Annotated in this window: 14 protein-coding genes; 4 read left to right on the forward strand and 10 right to left on the reverse strand. The window is 59.2% G+C overall.

The genetic code is table 11. The annotated features are described in order from the left end of the window. Positions 1 to 696, forward strand: a 696-nt coding sequence (locus tag HMPREF3011_RS11415; protein ID WP_246821451.1) for an IlvD/Edd family dehydratase, incomplete at its 5' end; no start/stop codon positions are given. 15 nt (positions 697 to 711) lie between these two features. Here the strand turns inward: HMPREF3011_RS11415 and HMPREF3011_RS06515 are convergent. Then, the gene (locus HMPREF3011_RS06515; RefSeq protein ID WP_224792292.1) at positions 712 to 1,596 is read right to left on the reverse strand and encodes a hypothetical protein; all 885 of its coding nucleotides are present in this window, start codon (positions 1,594 to 1,596) and stop codon (positions 712 to 714) included. A 75-nt stretch (positions 1,597 to 1,671) separates the two neighbouring features. After that, positions 1,672 to 3,042, reverse strand: a complete 1,371-nt coding sequence (locus HMPREF3011_RS06520) for a DoxX family membrane protein (RefSeq protein WP_224792293.1) — start codon at positions 3,040 to 3,042, stop codon at positions 1,672 to 1,674. 76 nt (positions 3,043 to 3,118) lie between these two features. On the opposite strand from HMPREF3011_RS06520, the gene HMPREF3011_RS06525 reads away from it, so the two are divergent. Beyond that, positions 3,119 to 4,195 (forward strand): glucose dehydrogenase, encoded by a 1,077-nt coding sequence (locus HMPREF3011_RS06525; RefSeq protein ID WP_224792294.1) that lies wholly within the window; start codon positions 3,119 to 3,121, stop codon positions 4,193 to 4,195. A 12-nt stretch (positions 4,196 to 4,207) separates the two neighbouring features. On the opposite strand, the gene gatB is transcribed toward HMPREF3011_RS06525, so the two are convergent. Next, on the reverse strand, positions 4,208 to 5,716 hold the full coding sequence (gatB, locus tag HMPREF3011_RS06530; protein ID WP_038628540.1) for an Asp-tRNA(Asn)/Glu-tRNA(Gln) amidotransferase subunit GatB: 1,509 nt from the start codon (positions 5,714 to 5,716) through the stop codon (positions 4,208 to 4,210). A 53-nt stretch (positions 5,717 to 5,769) separates the two neighbouring features. Here gatB and HMPREF3011_RS06535 point away from each other — a divergent pair, with 53 nt between their 5' ends. Next, positions 5,770 to 6,603, forward strand: a complete 834-nt coding sequence (locus tag HMPREF3011_RS06535; protein WP_038628538.1) for a class I SAM-dependent methyltransferase — start codon at positions 5,770 to 5,772, stop codon at positions 6,601 to 6,603. Positions 6,604 to 6,629: 26 nt separating this feature from the next. On the opposite strand, the gene HMPREF3011_RS06540 is transcribed toward HMPREF3011_RS06535, so the two are convergent. From HMPREF3011_RS06540 to gatC, 7 genes are all read right to left on the reverse strand, one after another. Continuing rightward, positions 6,630 to 8,093: a YkvI family membrane protein gene (locus HMPREF3011_RS06540; RefSeq protein ID WP_038628536.1), complete on the reverse strand. Its 1,464-nt coding sequence runs from the start codon at positions 8,091 to 8,093 to the stop codon at positions 6,630 to 6,632. Positions 8,094 to 8,236: 143 nt separating this feature from the next. Continuing rightward, complete coding sequence (locus HMPREF3011_RS06545) at positions 8,237 to 9,268, reverse strand: ATP-dependent 6-phosphofructokinase (protein WP_038628534.1); 1,032 nt, start codon at positions 9,266 to 9,268, stop codon at positions 8,237 to 8,239. 53 nt (positions 9,269 to 9,321) lie between these two features. After that, positions 9,322 to 10,446 carry an ABC transporter substrate-binding protein gene (locus HMPREF3011_RS06550; protein ID WP_038628532.1) on the reverse strand — a complete coding sequence of 375 codons (1,125 nt, stop codon included), beginning with the start codon at positions 10,444 to 10,446 and terminating at the stop codon, positions 9,322 to 9,324. A gap of 10 nt (positions 10,447 to 10,456) precedes the next feature. Next, positions 10,457 to 11,257, reverse strand: coding sequence for an ABC transporter ATP-binding protein (locus tag HMPREF3011_RS06555; RefSeq protein ID WP_038628530.1), 801 nt, complete (start codon positions 11,255 to 11,257; stop codon positions 10,457 to 10,459). Continuing rightward, positions 11,258 to 12,325, reverse strand: a complete 1,068-nt coding sequence (locus HMPREF3011_RS06560; RefSeq protein ID WP_370547363.1) for a FecCD family ABC transporter permease — start codon at positions 12,323 to 12,325, stop codon at positions 11,258 to 11,260. Between the two features lie 115 nt (positions 12,326 to 12,440). Beyond that, a complete protein-coding gene (gatA, locus tag HMPREF3011_RS06565; RefSeq protein ID WP_049181171.1) occupies positions 12,441 to 13,955 on the reverse strand; it encodes an Asp-tRNA(Asn)/Glu-tRNA(Gln) amidotransferase subunit GatA in 1,515 nt (504 codons plus the stop codon). A 15-nt stretch (positions 13,956 to 13,970) separates the two neighbouring features. Continuing rightward, the gene (gene gatC, locus HMPREF3011_RS06570; protein WP_070841304.1) at positions 13,971 to 14,264 is read right to left on the reverse strand and encodes an Asp-tRNA(Asn)/Glu-tRNA(Gln) amidotransferase subunit GatC; all 294 of its coding nucleotides are present in this window, start codon (positions 14,262 to 14,264) and stop codon (positions 13,971 to 13,973) included. A 227-nt stretch (positions 14,265 to 14,491) separates the two neighbouring features. Here gatC and HMPREF3011_RS06575 point away from each other — a divergent pair, with 227 nt between their 5' ends. Continuing rightward, positions 14,492 to 15,157: an ACT domain-containing protein gene (locus HMPREF3011_RS06575; protein ID WP_038628526.1), complete on the forward strand. Its 666-nt coding sequence runs from the start codon at positions 14,492 to 14,494 to the stop codon at positions 15,155 to 15,157. Positions 15,158 to 15,188: the final 31 nt, after the last annotated feature.

Raw genomic sequence — 15,188 nt, forward strand, 5'->3', positions numbered from 1 at the left:
CCGGGCGGTGTGCGCACCACCGAGCCGTTCTCCACTTCCAACCGCTGGGAAAGTCTGGACACGGACTCCGAAAATGGCTGCATCCGCGACTTCGACCACGCCTACACCAAGGAAGGCGGTCTCTGTGTCCTGCGCGGCAACATCGCCGAGGACGGCGCTGTCCTGAAGACCGCGGGTATTGGCGAGGACCAGTTCCACTTCGAGGGCACCGCTCGCGTCGTAGAGAGCCAGGAAGAGGCTGTCTCTGTCATCTTGAACCGCACTTTGCAGCCGGGCGAAGTTCTCTTCGTCATCTACGAGGGGCCGTCAGGTGGTCCGGGCATGCAGGAGATGCTGCACCCGACCGCATTCATCAAGGGTGCTGGTCTGGGTAAGGTTTGCGCCCTGGTCACCGACGGCCGCTTTTCCGGCGGTTCCTCTGGACTGTCGATTGGTCACGTTTCCCCGGAGGCCGCTGCAGGTGGCGCAATCGGTCTCGTCCGCAACGGCGACCCAGTGTACATCGATGTCGCAGAACGACGCCTCGAAATTCAGGTGTCCGACGAGGAGCTTGCGGCCCGCCGTGATGAAGAGCTCAAGCGCGATAAGCCGTTTACTCCCCACAAGCCACGTCCGCGCAAGGTGTCCAAGGCGCTGCGCGCATATGCCAAGATGGCGTCCAGTGCGGATAAGGGCGCGGTCCGCATTGTCGACTAGCTAGATCAAACCCGCTTAAAGGCCTGTGCTTACCGCACGGGCCTTTGGCGTTTCTAGGGTAGCTTTGCGCCCAGTCTTCCGCGTGGGCTTCACCAAATCCCGGTACTCGACGTCGGCAATCCCCTCAGCGACGTCCTCGGTGTGTGCATATTTGCTGCCCTCGGTAATGGCCGCCATTACATATCCGGGGCCAAAAACAACGGAAGAGTGCCACGAACGCCGGTTGGACCAGCCCATCTTCGCGCCTTCAGAACCGGGCAGGCCGGCAAGACCAAAATTCTGTCGATAGCCATCGGCAGCAATCGGCGACCAGTGTCGCATCGCCTCAAGCACCTCAGAATTAGGATGCTTCAGACGAAGCTGGGAAATAAAAGACACCACATCTTCCGCAGTGGTCCTCGATACTCCCCACTTTTCTCCGCCGGAGGTGTTGAACAGGCCGTACTCGGTCGCAACGGAATCGACCGATTCCGGGTACTTCCGGTAGAAGTCGGCTGCCAAATCGTCGTCGGAACGCGAAATCATCTTTTCGACGCGCTCGGCATCGTCGGCAGTGCCGTGTTCGAGCACATACTGACCGATATACAACTTAATCAGGGATAGCGCCGGCAGCGGGCGTTGCGATGCCTGGCTGCTGTACCCCACGCCCACCGGCTCGTAGCTCACCGCCATTTGCGTGCGTGGGTCAACCTCAATCAACCCTTCGGCGTTGAGGTCCATGCGTGGCAGACTCACCTGATGTGTCGGCCAGACGCTTGCCGACGAGACGGAGGCTGCAACCTCACTGTGCTCGTCGGCAGCAGCTGTCGATGGTGAGTGGATCGACGTTGTCGCGCCTATCGAAGACATGAAAAAGACCACCGCAAGGGTGGTCTTTAGTGCGTGTCTCGACTTTGGCATAGGGGGCATTGTACCCCGGCCCTAACCGAGAACCTAGTTTAGGCCGCTCGACTGTTTGTGTAGCTGCGAGCTGCCTTAGCCGATAAACGGCAGCGTGCCGGTCGTCAGCCACCACAGGCCAATTGCTGCAGCGATGGACAGAATTCCGAAGATCCACGACGATGCCAGTGGGCGACGAGCCCAGCCGCGTCCGAAGTCGATGCCGATGCGGCCCGGGCCGGTGAACTGCAAGCCAAGTGCCATGGCGGTCATCAACAGTTGTAGCTGAAGGTTGCTGGAATCCTGGCCGACGATATTCACGCCATTGGCAGAGGTAGCCACATCAAACATGCTGAGGTAGGCGGACAATGCCAGCGCCAATGCTGCGGCCAGCGGTGTCGCAAGCCCTAAGATGAGCAGGGCACCCGCGATGAGCTGAACCGTTGGGATGGCAGTGGCCATCACAGGGCCGAGGGCGAAGTTGTTCTGGCTAAACTGTGTCTCCAGCGCAGTGGTGCCACCGGAGCTGCCCCAGCCGAGCAGCGTTGTCAGGCCATGGACCAACAGCAGCGCACCCAATCCAAGACGCAGCAGCAGGAGGCCGAAGTCGGTGGTACCGCGACGGAACTCCGGTTCGTTGTCGTCGTTGAAGTCCGTGTCTTCATCGTCGTCAGCAGCGGCGGTAGTCGTAGCCGCAGTTGCCCCGGCGGCCCCTACGCCTGCTCCTGCAACACCAGCGGCACCAGCGGTATCGCGAGAGGCAGCCGGTTCAGCGAAATCCGATTCATCGAAATACTGAGTCTCAGCTGCGGAATTGCGTGCAGAGCCATAGGTTGACTCCGCCTCATCGTCGAATGCTGACTGTGCTTCCGACTTATTTGCGGCAGTTCCCGCTGTGGACGCTGCTGCCGCTTCAGAAGCCGAGAAGGCTTGCGTCGGCTGGCTGAAATCCTCATCTGAATCAACGCGCTCGCTACGGGCCGGCTGCTCAAAGATCTCGGTCGCCTCCGACTCCGGGGCTACCTCCGACTCTTTATCGGCCGCGGGTGCCAATTCAGTTTCGGCCTGTTCATCCCGCGGCGAAGGCTTACCGGCAGGGCTAATCACCTGAGGTGCCGTGCGGCCTGCAGCGGCGTAGGCGTCGTAGCGCTTCTTCGGGGTTTCCTGAACTTCAGGCTCCGGCTCCGAGCTCGGCTCGACCTCTGTCTCTGCCACTGTCTCTGATGCAGCGGCGGATTCCGGCGGCAGGTTTTCTTGGTCTACCTCCGCCTCCGGCTCCTCATCTACGCGCTTTTCCGGCACACCCGGAAAAATTTGCGTTGCGGTGTTGTCGCTGTCATCGCGGTTGGTTTCTTCGTTCATTGGCTCAGCGAGCTTGCGGTAGGTCGGGACGTCGAGATCGTCATCGAATCCGTCCTCCACATTCTCGAGGGCGCGGTCGTTCGGGTACTTCTCTGAGTCGCTCACATCGTCCACATTAAAACTACTGCCTCACTTTTGGTCGCAGGCGTGGCCGTGAAACGAGGCTGTATTGTGTATGCCTATGGGATTCCACCTCGTCCACACCAGCAGTGCACAGGCTCGCGCTCGCGGGCGGCGTCGTCGTGCTGCGCTCGCCGCTGGTGTCGTCGGGATGGTCTCTCTTTCCGGCTGCATGAGTGCCTCGAGCGCGCTTGAGTTGCCGTTTACTGAAGACAAGTCAGAACCGACAGGCATTGCCATGCCGAAGTTTTCCTCCCCTGATTTGCCCTCTACCCCGGTCCCGACCACGGAAAGCAAAGCCAAAGACAAAGGTCCCTGCGACCTCGATGATGTCACTCTCGCCGCCTGCCTACCGCTTACCACCGCGCTAGCCTCAACCGGCCCTGGGGAAGCTCTCGTCGCCACCGACGACGGTGCACTCACCGCTGTCGCACCGGGTAAGACACCGCGTGAGGTCGCACGGCTCGGCGCCCCTGCAAAACAACTGCTGCCCAGTCCCTCGGTTGAAGAGGACCGTCAGGTCTTTGTTTTGCGTAACGACGACACCATTGCGCGCGTCACCCTCGTGGAGGGCAGCACCGCTGATGTGCGCGAACTTCCGGACCTCAGCGAGCCCGGCATTCTCGGAATCTATTTTGACCGAACTTCGGACACCCTGTCCCCGCGCAAATTGCTCGTGGGAGATCCAGGCATTGAGTTTCAGCAGTTCTGCCATGGTCCGGACGGAATGCCGCCGTTGGCAACCGCCATTCTCGACGGCACCCCACAACTGGTTCAGCTCACCGGCCCTGTGATTAACCCCCTCGGCGGTGTGGACCTGAACGATTCCATCGGTGGATGCGCAGTGATGGGTGACCGCGTGGTCATTGCCATCCCAGACGCGCAGAAGGTCATCTCCATGCCGGTGGGTCCGAAGTCAAGTGGGCCCGACGCGGCGTGGGAGGTCAAGGGTTCCCCTGAAGTGCTTGTCGACGGCGACTTCGGCCACATCTCGCATGTAGCGGCTGTCGCAGCGAATCAGGGTATTGAAGTTTGGGGTGCCACGACCAACAAAACCGCCGGGGCACAACCGTCGGAGTCCGACGAACGCGTCGTCAGACTGCCGAGCGATGGTGCCGCCGGCGGTTCCCCGGATTAGCTTTCAGGGAGGCTAGCTCAGCTTCTTCGCAATCAGCTGGTTGACCTGAGCCGGGTCTGCCTTGCCGCGAGTGGCCTTCATGACCTGCCCCACGATGGCACCGACGACCTTCTTGTTGCCAGCTCGGTACTTCTCGACGATGTCCGGGTTAGCAGCCAGTGCATCGTCGACGGCCTTCTCAATAGCACCGTCGTCGCGAACGACCTCCAGGCCACGGGCAGCAACGACCTCATCAACATCGCCCTCGCCTGCGAGCACGCCGTCGACGGCCTTACGGGCCAGCTTGTTGGTCAGCTTGCCCTCTTCAATCAGTGCAATCACACGTGCAACCTGTGCCGGGGTAATCGCGAGCTCAGCCAGCTCCACGCCTGCCTCGTTGGCCTTCTGCGCCAGGTAAGCGACCCACCAGGAACGAGCCTCAGCCGGGCCGGCACCAGCCTCAACGGTGTCGACAATCAGGTCGAGAGCGCCGGCGTTAACCAGGTCGCGCATTTCCTCGTCCTTTAGACCCCACTCTTCCTGAATACGGGCACGACGCACCCACGGCAGCTCCGGCAGAGTTGCGCGGATTTCCTCCACCCACTCACGCGGAGCAATCACCGGTGGCAGATCCGGGTCGTTGAAGTAGCGGTAATCCGACTGCGATTCCTTCGGGCGGCCCTTGGAGGTCGTGCCGTCGGTCTCCTGGTAGTGGCGAGTTTCCTGAACAATCTCCTCGCCATTAGTAATCGCAGCAGCCTGGCGCTGCATCTCGTAGCGAACAGCCTGTTCAACCGACTTTAGGGAGTTGATGTTCTTAGTCTCGGTACGAGTGCCGAACTCCTCCTGGCCGATTGGGCGCAGGGAAACGTTGGAGTCCACACGCATCGAGCCCTGGTCCATGCGGGCATCGGAGACACCGAGGGACTTCACCAGGTCACGCAGCGCAGAAACGTACGCACGAGCAACCTCTGGGGCACGCTCCCCCGCACCGAGAATCGGCTTAGTGACAATCTCAATCAGCGGAACACCTGCACGGTTGCAGTCCACCAGCGAACGCGTAGCACCGTGAATACGACCATCGGCACCGCCCAAGTGCGTCAGCTTGCCGGTGTCCTCTTCCATGTGAGCGCGCTCAATTTCGACACGGAACTCCGTGCCGTCGTCAAGCTGAACGTCAAGATATCCGTCGTAGGCGATTGGCTCGTCGTACTGCGAAATCTGGTAGTTCTTCGGCTGATCCGGGTAGAAGTAGTTCTTGCGCGCAAAGCGAGAGGACTCAGCAATCTCGCAGTTCAACGCCAGGCCAATCTTGATGGCCCACTCAACGCCCTGACGGTTAACCACAGGCAGCGCGCCCGGCAGGCCGAGGCTGCAGGGATCGACGTTGCTATTCGGCTCGGCACCAAAGTGCGCCGAGGAGGACGAGAACATCTTGGTATTCGTCGAGAGCTCGACGTGAACCTCCATGCCCATTACCGGGTCAAAACGTTCGAGGACCTCATCAAAGTCCATCAAGTCATCAGCGTATGCAGCGGTCATGTTTGTAGAGTCTACTAGCGATGGCCCCGCAGGCGTGCCCTAGGGTATAAGTCGTGCCCGGAGTTAACGAACACCCACCGATTCCACCGACGTCAGCACGCGAAACGCCAACGTTCCGTGACGCCGCTGACCGCCACCGCGCAGGCGCTACTTTCGACGACGACCTACAAGAAAGCGCTGACGGCGCCACTGGCTACCACCGCGTACGCCCCGGATATCCTCCAACCGTCAGTGAAGCGCTTACCCGCCTTGCACCGCGCCCACAGGTAGTCGCCGATATCGGCGCCGGCACCGGAAAACTCACCGCCTCGCTTGCCGACGTCTACCGCGACGCCACCCTGCTGGCACTCGATCCCTCCACCGCGATGCGGCAAGCACTGATGCACAATGTGCCAGCGGCGGAATGCCTGAACGGCACTGCGGAGCACACGGGACTGGAGTCCAACAGCGTCGATGTAGCAACATGTGCGCAGACATGGCACTGGGTGGACCCGACAGCTGCAAGTAAAGAACTCACTCGGGTGCTACGCGCGGATGGCGTGGCTATGTTGGTGTGGAACACCTTGGATGTTTCCGTACCGTGGGTGCATCGGCTCAGCCGTATCATGCACGCCGGCGACGTGTTGCGTCCCGGCTTCTACCCCGAGGTTGGCCCGGAGTTGGAGCTAGTCGATGAGGTACGCCTGGCCTGGGAGCAGACACTGACCATCGAGGACATCGTGCTGCTGGCACGAACCCGTTCCTATTGGCTTCGTTCCAAGCCTGCCACACGCGCCAAGGTGGAGACGAACTTACATTGGTATCTCCACGAACACTTGGGGCACACATACGAAGAAGGCATCGCCCTTCCCTACCGGTGCGATGCCTTCTATTTTCGAGCCACCTAAATTTTCGAGCCGCCTAGTCGCGCTAGTTACTTTTCTTTCTTCGGCTTAGGGTGAGCCACACGCTTCAATGCGTTCTTAGTCTGTCCGGCAAGCTTCTTCGGCGCAGTAGCCGTGACCTCGCCTGGGAAGGAGTCCCTCGCGGTCTCGCGAGGATTGTCCTCATCGGAGGCTTCCTCGATTTCGGAAAGTTTCTCCAGGCGCTCATTATCCTTTTCTACGATGCGCTCGGCGTCATCCTCGGTGAATTCAACATTATCGTCGCTAACCAGTTCCTCGACGATGTCGTCGCGGACGCTCTCCTGAAGATCGACGTTGGAAATGTTGGAGTTGGCCAAAGCGCGGTCGAGCTTCTTCTGATCGGCGGTGGTGAACTTCTTGTTCGGATGCATCTTCCGGCGTGCGAGCTTACGGATACGGCCGCGACGCTTCGACTCCTCCATCAGCTTGTTACGTCCAGCCAGGTACGCACCACACAGAATCACGATAAGAGCGATACCGACGTAGCCAAGGGCCGGGTAGATGGAGCCAACCAGGGCCTTGAAACCGAAGAAGCTCAATCCAAAACCAATCAGCACCGTCACGATGAATACCAGTCGGAAACGCTGCGGAGTATTGCGTGTCAAGCGGCGACCCAACGCGTAGAACATACCGATGGCGGTATTGAAAATCATGGCGTAGATGATGATCGCCATCACCGTACCCAGAACCGGATGAATTTCATTGACAATTGCCAGAGTCGGCATATCCTCATGGCCAACGGACTCGACCTTGAAGAAGAGGGCAAAGGTCACCAACGTCAGCAGACCTGCGTAAATGGTGCCGCCCATGAGACCACCGATGCCAGCTTCACGCGGGTTCAGGTAGCTACCGCCAATGACGATGGACATCGATACGGCCACCATCACGCAGAAACCAACATAGTTCAGGGCAGAAACAGACCAGTGCGGCAGCGAGGTCGACAGTTCAGTGGTGTACTGCGCGGCCTCCGACATCGAAGTATCGGTGGTGAACAAAGTGTAGATACCGGCTCCCAGCAGGAACACGATAATGAATGGAGTGATCATGCCGATCACTCGGCTGACCTTGTCCGCATCCAGCATGCCGACACCCAAAGTCAGGGCAACCATGATGACGGCGCCGATCCACACCTCAAGTCCGAATTGCTGATTCAGGTTCGCACCGGCACCGGCGAACATGACGAAGCCAGTACAGAACAGCGTGATCATCACGGCGATGTCCAGAATCTTCGAAACCCAATTGCGGGTGATTACGTCGAAGACCTCGGAGTGCTCATCAGCCTGCAAGTAACTGGCAATTGACAGTACCGCCAAACCACTGGCAATCATCACGACGGAAGCGAGTACAACGCCCCACAAGCCGTTAGTGCCAAATGCCACGAAGTACTGCATCATTTCCTGGCCGGATGCGAATCCGGCACCGACAGTTAGGCCGACAAAGGCCATCGCGATTGTTGTGGCTCTTTTCCACATAACGAAAAAATCCTAAATATAAGTCTATTTTTCAAAACCGGAACCTTACAAAGCATACTGCCCGAGCTGGTGATTGATACACCAGCTCGGGCAGTATGCCTATTTTGTTACGAAGATGTGCCTAAATGTTTAGCAACGCGTGCTTAACCAAACAGCGCAGCAGCGGCACGGTAACGGCCATCCGGCACAACCTTCAACTCAGCAACCGCATCGTCGATGTCGATACGCTCGATGTTCTCACCGTGCAGAGCGACAATCTTGCCGAAGTCCCCCTCGTGTACTGCTCGGGTGGCATGGACACCGTAGCGGGTAGCTAGCACGCGGTCGTACGCAGTCGGCGTACCGCCACGCTGAATGTGGCCCAGAACCGTGGTGCGAACGTCGTACCCGGTGCGCTTCTTAATCTCCGCGCCAATGACCTGACCAATACCGTTGAAGGTCTGGTGACCAAACTGGTCAACACCGCCCTCTTCGTACTCCATGGTGCCCGGCTTCGGGGTGGCGCCCTCAGCGACGACGATAATGCCGTACTTCTCACCCATCTGGAAACGGCGCTCCATCGACTTCACAATCTCGTTGATGTCGAATGGCTTTTCCGGAATGACAATGTGGTGAGCACCGCCGGCCATACCCGCATGCAAAGCAATCCAGCCCACGTGTCGACCCATGACCTCAACAATCATGACGCGCTGGTGGGATTCCGCAGTGGTGTGCAGACGGTCAACCGCGTCGGTGGCAACAGCCACAGCCGTGTCGAAACCGAAGGTGTAGTCCGTACCGTTGACGTCATTATCAATAGTCTTCGGAACACCGACAACCGGCACCCCATTGTCCGAAAGCCACTTGCCGGCCTTCAGCGTACCTTCGCCACCGATTGGGATCAGGGCATCGATGCCCGCATCAGAGAGATTTTCCTTGATGCGGTCGAGGTTAGACATGAGAATGTCCGGATGCACGCGGCCGGTGCCCAGCATCGTGCCGCCACGCAGCAGCATGCGGTCAATCCGCTCATCGTCGTAAAGCTGGACCCTACGGTCTTCCATAAGACCAATCCAACCGTCCTCAAAACCGACGACGGTTGAGCCGTACTCGCTCGAGCTGGTACGGACAATTGCACGGATAACGGCATTCAGACCGGGACAATCTCCACCGGAGGTAAGGGTCGCAATTCGCATGATGCCCACCTTAGTCGTGTTAGTCAGTTCGTGCTTGACGGCCTTGGTCGAAACTACTTCTGCAGGTACTCCTGCCCTGGTAGCTCGGACGGTAGCTCCATCTTCGTCGTCACCTCCGATGTCGGCAGAAGACCATATTCCTCGAGCGTCTTGCGCACGTACTCTGCGGCATCGACGTTCAGCGGAGACTCCGTCCACAATGCAATCGGTAGGTTAATAAAGCGATTCTCCTTGACCGCCTCGAGATCCTTCGTTGCCGGATTCGTGCGCAGAACCTTGATCTTCTCTTCAAAGGTCTGACCCGGATAGTCCACAATCGCGATGAAGTCTGGATTCATCTCCGCGACATGCTCCCAGGAGGTCGTAGTCCAGGTGTCCTTAATCGACTCGGTCGCATTGGTCGCACCAGCCTTGTCCAGGATGCCCTGCGGGGCACCAAAGGAACCCGAGGTAAACGGGGCGTCACCAGCAGAGTCAAAGAGGAAACCCACCGGCTTCTTGTCGCCCTTCGGTGCGGTATCCAGGGCATGTAGACGGTTATCAATATCCGCAATAACCTTGTCGCCCTCACCGTCGTGGCCAGTCAGGGTAGCGATGTTCTTCAGATCAATTTTGACAGCTTCCCACGGATCCACCAGACCACGAGTATGCCCCGGGTCGCCACTGCCTTCCTTGCCCGCCGAGGCTGCGTCACCAGTGCGGCAAGATTCCGTCAGGGTGTAGGCGCCGATACCGTGCTCGGAAAGCGATTCCGGGGTAATACCCTTATCCTCGCTAAACCCATAGCCCCATCCCGCCAGCATCACATCCGGCTCGGCCGCAATAACTTGCTCCAGATTCGGGTACTCCTTCGCGACCTCCGGCTTCTGCGCGATTGCATCGCCGTAAGCTGCGGTCAACACCGGCAGATGCGAGGCCATAGAGCTCACCGCTGTGATCTCATCCGCAGCCCCCACCGCCAGCGCCAGCGAAGCAATATTGCCGTCATTGATTAGCAGTTTCTTAGCCACACCCGGGTAGCTAACTTCTTCACCGCAGTTGGTGAGAGTAAGGCCTGACGACGAGGCCTGCGTTCCCTCATCAGAGCCACAGGCGGCGGCTCCGAATGCCAGAGCAGCCACAGCGATACCAGCTGCTGAGGCACGAAGAGGACGTCGGAAAGTGTGTCCGTAATTCATGGGAATACTCCTAGTTGATGGTGACAGCATCCAGCTCGCTATCGATTGCGAGGTGGCGGCGGCCAGCGGGGGAATTGAGCTGACAGGATTCAACCTGAAAGATTTGGGCGACAAAGTCGCGGGTAAGCACTTCTGTGGGAATGCCGTCGGCCGCGATACCGCCGTCCGCGACCACGATGACGCGGTCGAAGTGGTTCATCACCAGGTCCAAGTCGTGGATCGCGGCAATGACACACGCTCCGCTGGAGCGGGCCAGACGGAGGACGGATTGTTGATGGCGCACGTCGAGGTGGTTAGTGGGCTCGTCGAGAAGCATGATTGGCGAGTCCTGGGCGATGGCACGCGCCAGACACACGCGACGGCGTTGCCCACCCGAGAGTTGCCCACACAGGCGTTGCGCAACCGCTTCCAACCCCACGAGCTCCAGCGCACGGTCGACGTGGGAATTGTCCTCGGCAGTGTTGCCACCAAAAAGGCGCTGGTAGGGCAAGCGCCCCAGGGAGACAAAGTCGCGCACGCGCATTTCGGCGGGTGGAACCTCGTTCTGCGCGACGAAAGCCAGATCGCGGGCGCGGTGCTTCGAGCTGATTGAGCTCATCGATTTGCCGTTAATCTCAACCTCGCCCGTGGCCGGTTTCGTGATTCCACCGAGCGCACGCAGCAACGTGGATTTGCCCGCGCCGTTAACACCGATGATGGCGGTCATGGGTTCTGCACCGAAGTTGAGGTTGACTCCGCTGACAATGGTGCGCCCAGCGATATCGCAGCGCACATCTTTAGCGGCGAGTACAGATTTTTGTGGGGCGCTCATTTACTCGGCACCTCCGTAGCTGTAGTGCGAACGGCTCATGAGGTATAGGAAAAGTGGTGCACCAACCAATCCCGTGACTACTCCCAGCGGCATTTCCTGGCTTCCGCCCACTACGCGCGCGATGATGTCCACCCAGATGAGAAACAGTCCACCCATGAGTGCAGCAACCGGTAGGACAACGCGGTGTGTGGCCCCTACCAAGATGCGGGTCAAGTGTGGAATCACCAGGCCGACAAACCCGATGCCACCCGAGACCGCAACAAGCGTGCCAACGAGGACAGCCTGGAGCACAAATACCTGTGTGCGTAGCCGAGAAACGTCAATACCTACGGCCGCTGCAGTGCTCTCACCAGTTGCCAACGCATCCAGATGACGGGCTTTGACCAGGAAAAACAACAGTACTGCGATGAGGACAATGAGCGGGAAGAGCGTCTTCAGCCATGTCGCACCGGCAACAGAGCCCAGCATCCAAAACATCACGGACTGCGCGGCCCTCGGGTCTGGCCCAGCGAAGACCATGAAGCTACTCAGCGCGGAAAACGCAGCGGAGAGCACAACGCCAGAGAGCACCAAGCGCAGCGGAGTCAGCCCACCGCCTGCAGTGGCGAAAGCACCGACTGCGAGGGTGGCCATGACTGCACCGAGGAGTGCGCCGAATGTCAGCGGCGCGATGGGGCTACCGGAGAAAGCACCAAAGATAATCACCGCGGTCGCACCAGCGCCGGCGCCGGCAGAAATACCTAGCAGATACGGGTCTGCCAACGGGTTACGGACCAATGTCTGCATAGCCACACCGGAGACAGCTAGCCCCGCCCCTACAATCGCTGCGAGAATTCCCCGGGGAGCGCGGAGGTTCCAGATGATGGTGTCCGAACTGGCGGGCACAGATTCATCGAGCTCAGTGCCGAAGATGTGATGCGAGATGACCTGTGTCGTGGTGGACCAGGTGATATCCGCCGAGCCGAAGACCACCGCAGCGACCAGACTGACGGCAATGGCTATGACAATGACCAGCCCATAGATCCACGGCATAAACCGCGGTGGGTTTTTAAATCTAACTCTCTCCATGTTTGCGTTCCTGCGCATGTATGAAACTCTCCCCGACACGACAACAACCGCCGCTCTCCCACTTCAGTGAGAAAACGACGGTTGCAGAAAACCGACTAAGGCTTATTGAACGCTTTTATGCAATCGAGCCGCGAACCTTTTCGTAGGCAGCGCCGACCTTGTACAGACGATCATCACCGTGGCGCGGAGCCATAATCTGCAGGCCTACCGGCAGGCCGGTGTCTTCAGCCAGGCCCGACGGCACGGACATGCCACACATGCCGGCCAGGTTGAGCGGCAGAGTACACAGGTCGAACATGTACATGCTCAGCGGGTCGTCAACCTTCTCGCCCAACTTAAACGCAGTGGTCGGAGTGGTCGGCGAGATCAGGACATCCACCTGTTCGAAGGCCCGCTCGAAGTCCTGCTGAATCAGGGTACGGACGCGCTGTGCCTGGATGTAGTAGGCGTCGTAGTAACCGACCGATAGCGCATAGGTACCGATGATGATGCGTCGCTTAACCTCATCGCCGAAACCAGCGGCACGGGTCATAGCCATGACCTCATCGGCCGAGTGCGAACCGTCATCACCAACACGCTGGCCGTAACGCATGCCGTCGAAACGAGCCAGGTTGGAGCTGACCTCACACGGCAGAATCAGGTAGTACGCGCTCAGTGCGTGGTCGAAGTTCGGGCAATCGACCTCGACCACCTCTGCGCCAGCTTCCTTAAGCTTGTCGACGGCCTCGTGGAAGCTGTCCAGTACGCCGGCCTGGTAACCCTCGGTGCGGTCGAACTGCTTGACGATGCCGACCTTAACCCCCGTGAGGTCACCGGTAGCACCTTCCTTGGCAGCAGCAACCACATCGGCAATCGGCTGCTCCGTGGAAGTCGAGTCATTCTCGTCGTGACCAGCAATGATTTCGTGCAGCAGCGCGGTGTCCAGAACGGTTCGCGCGGTCGGCCCACCCTGGTCCAACGAGGAGGCACAAGCGACCAGGCCGTAGCGGGATACCGTGCCATAGGTCGGCTTCACGCCGACCGTTGCGGTCAGAGCTGCTGGCTGACGAATCGAGCCACCGGTGTCAGTACCGATAGCCAGCGGAGCCATACCGGAAGCCAGCGCCGCGGAAGAGCCACCACCGGAACCGCCTGCGGTGCGCTCAACATCCCACGGGTTGTGAGTCGGGCCGTAAGCGGAGTTTTCAGTCGACGAGCCCATGGCGAACTCATCCATGTTGGTCTTACCCAGGATTGGGATGCCAGCTGCACGCAGCTTGGCAGTAACCGTTGCGTCGTAAGGGCTCATGTAGCCCTCGAGCATCTTGGAAGCACAGGTGGTCGGCGCATCGGTGGTAGTGAAGACATCCTTCAGTGCCAGCGGAACACCGGCCAGCGCGGAGGCCGGCTCCTCGCCAGCATCCAGCGACTCATCGACCTTGCGAGCTGCAGCCAGGGCCTCTTCGGCACCGACGTGCAGGAATGCGTGAATGTCCTCATCAATTGCCGCGATACGGTCGAGGAACGCCTGGGTGACCTCTACCGAGGTCAGCTCACGAGCGTGAATCTTCTGTGCGAGCTCGAAAGCGCTCAGCCCCAGAATCGGGTCCTCAGCAACAGCGGCATGCAGATTCGGGTTAGCTGCAGTCATTTCTTCCACGTACTCCTACTCGCCGAGAATCTGGGGAACTTCAAAGCGCTGGCGGCCCTGCGACGGCGCCTGGTCCAGCGCCTGCTCCGCAGTCAGCGTCGGCTTGACGACGTCCTCGCGCATCACACCGGACAGCGAAGAGGGGTGACTCATCGGTTCCACATCATCCGCAGCCACCTTTTGAACGGCCTGGACGTGGTTAATAATGCCGTCGATCTGACCGGCGAACTCGTCGAGTTCCGCGTCAGTCAGAGCCAGACGGGACAATCGCGCTAGGTGTGCGACCTCATCGCGTGAGATAGCTGGCACGCTAGTACCCCTTTCATTTCTTCGTACGAAGCTAGTGCACAGAAGTTTAGTTGAAACTGATTTTGAACCGCGCGAGCGGGCTGTACTTGCCAACAGTAGTCGTTATCGTTGAGTCGTTGTCCGCAGGGTCTTACATTTCAGAGGTTTACCCTGTAACCTAAATCACTACTTCTATAGTTACACCGCAAGAATCACTCTCAATTATTCGAAAGGTTGTACACACAGCCATGAGTTACCTCCTTCGCATCCAGCTTCCCGACGAACCAGGCGCACTTGGCTACGTCGCGGCTGCCCTGGGCGAAGTAGAAGGTGATATTCGCAGTGTCGACGTCGTAGATTACGGCGCTAATGGCGTTGTTGTCGACGACATCGTGGTTGACCTGCCTATGGGCCTGCTCCCAGACACACTGATTACAGCGGCTCAGTCCATTAGCGGAGTGGAAGTCGATTCAATTAGACCTTTCTCCGGCTCGGTTGACCGCCGCGGACAGATTGCGCTGCTGGCCAAGTTCTCACAGCACACGAAGAACTTGGATCGTGCCCTCGGAGATGTCGTCGACGGCCTGCCTCAGACTATGACTGCAGGCTGGGCTATCGTCCTCGGCGAACAGAGCGATGGCCACTGGGTGCGTCGCGCTTCCTCTACCGCTGCTCCAGAGGATAACGGCCGGACTCTGCCGGAAGCCCCGATTGACTCGCCACGAAACCTGGATCCGGACGAAGAAACGTGGCTGCCGGAGGACTGGACGGTTATGGACTCCTCCATTGCCGCTACTCCAATGGGCGAGGGTCTGGTTCTCGTTATTGGCCGGCCCGGCGGGCCGGACTTCCTGCCAAGTGAGGTTGAGCACTTGGGACGTATTGGCACGATTGTCGGCGCGATTATCGACTAGCAGCGACTAGTGGGCTGCTCCCTTCTGCTCG

The organism is Corynebacterium sp. HMSC074C04 (assembly GCF_001838295.1).
GTDB classification, from domain to species: domain Bacteria; phylum Actinomycetota; class Actinomycetes; order Mycobacteriales; family Mycobacteriaceae; genus Corynebacterium; species Corynebacterium amycolatum.

What these genes read in the sequence shown, in the direction of transcription:
- HMPREF3011_RS06575 (WP_038628526.1), top strand. Translation starts at nt 14,492, where the DNA reads ATGAGTTACCTCCTTCGCATCCAGCTTCCCGACGAACCAGGCGCACTT.
- HMPREF3011_RS06540 (WP_038628536.1), bottom strand. Translation starts at nt 8,093, where the DNA reads ATGTGGAAAAGAGCCACAACAATCGCGATGGCCTTTGTCGGCCTAACT.
- HMPREF3011_RS06560 (WP_370547363.1), bottom strand. Translation starts at nt 12,325, where the DNA reads ATGGAGAGAGTTAGATTTAAAAACCCACCGCGGTTTATGCCGTGGATC.
- HMPREF3011_RS06545 (WP_038628534.1), bottom strand. Translation starts at nt 9,268, where the DNA reads ATGCGAATTGCGACCCTTACCTCCGGTGGAGATTGTCCCGGTCTGAAT.
- HMPREF3011_RS06550 (WP_038628532.1), bottom strand. Translation starts at nt 10,446, where the DNA reads ATGAATTACGGACACACTTTCCGACGTCCTCTTCGTGCCTCAGCAGCT.
- HMPREF3011_RS06515 (WP_224792292.1), bottom strand. Translation starts at nt 1,596, where the DNA reads ATGCCAAAGTCGAGACACGCACTAAAGACCACCCTTGCGGTGGTCTTT.
- HMPREF3011_RS06555 (WP_038628530.1), bottom strand. Translation starts at nt 11,257, where the DNA reads ATGAGCGCCCCACAAAAATCTGTACTCGCCGCTAAAGATGTGCGCTGC.
- HMPREF3011_RS06525 (WP_224792294.1), top strand. Translation starts at nt 3,119, where the DNA reads ATGGGATTCCACCTCGTCCACACCAGCAGTGCACAGGCTCGCGCTCGC.
- gatA (WP_049181171.1), bottom strand. Translation starts at nt 13,955, where the DNA reads ATGACTGCAGCTAACCCGAATCTGCATGCCGCTGTTGCTGAGGACCCG.
- gatB (WP_038628540.1), bottom strand. Translation starts at nt 5,716, where the DNA reads ATGACCGCTGCATACGCTGATGACTTGATGGACTTTGATGAGGTCCTC.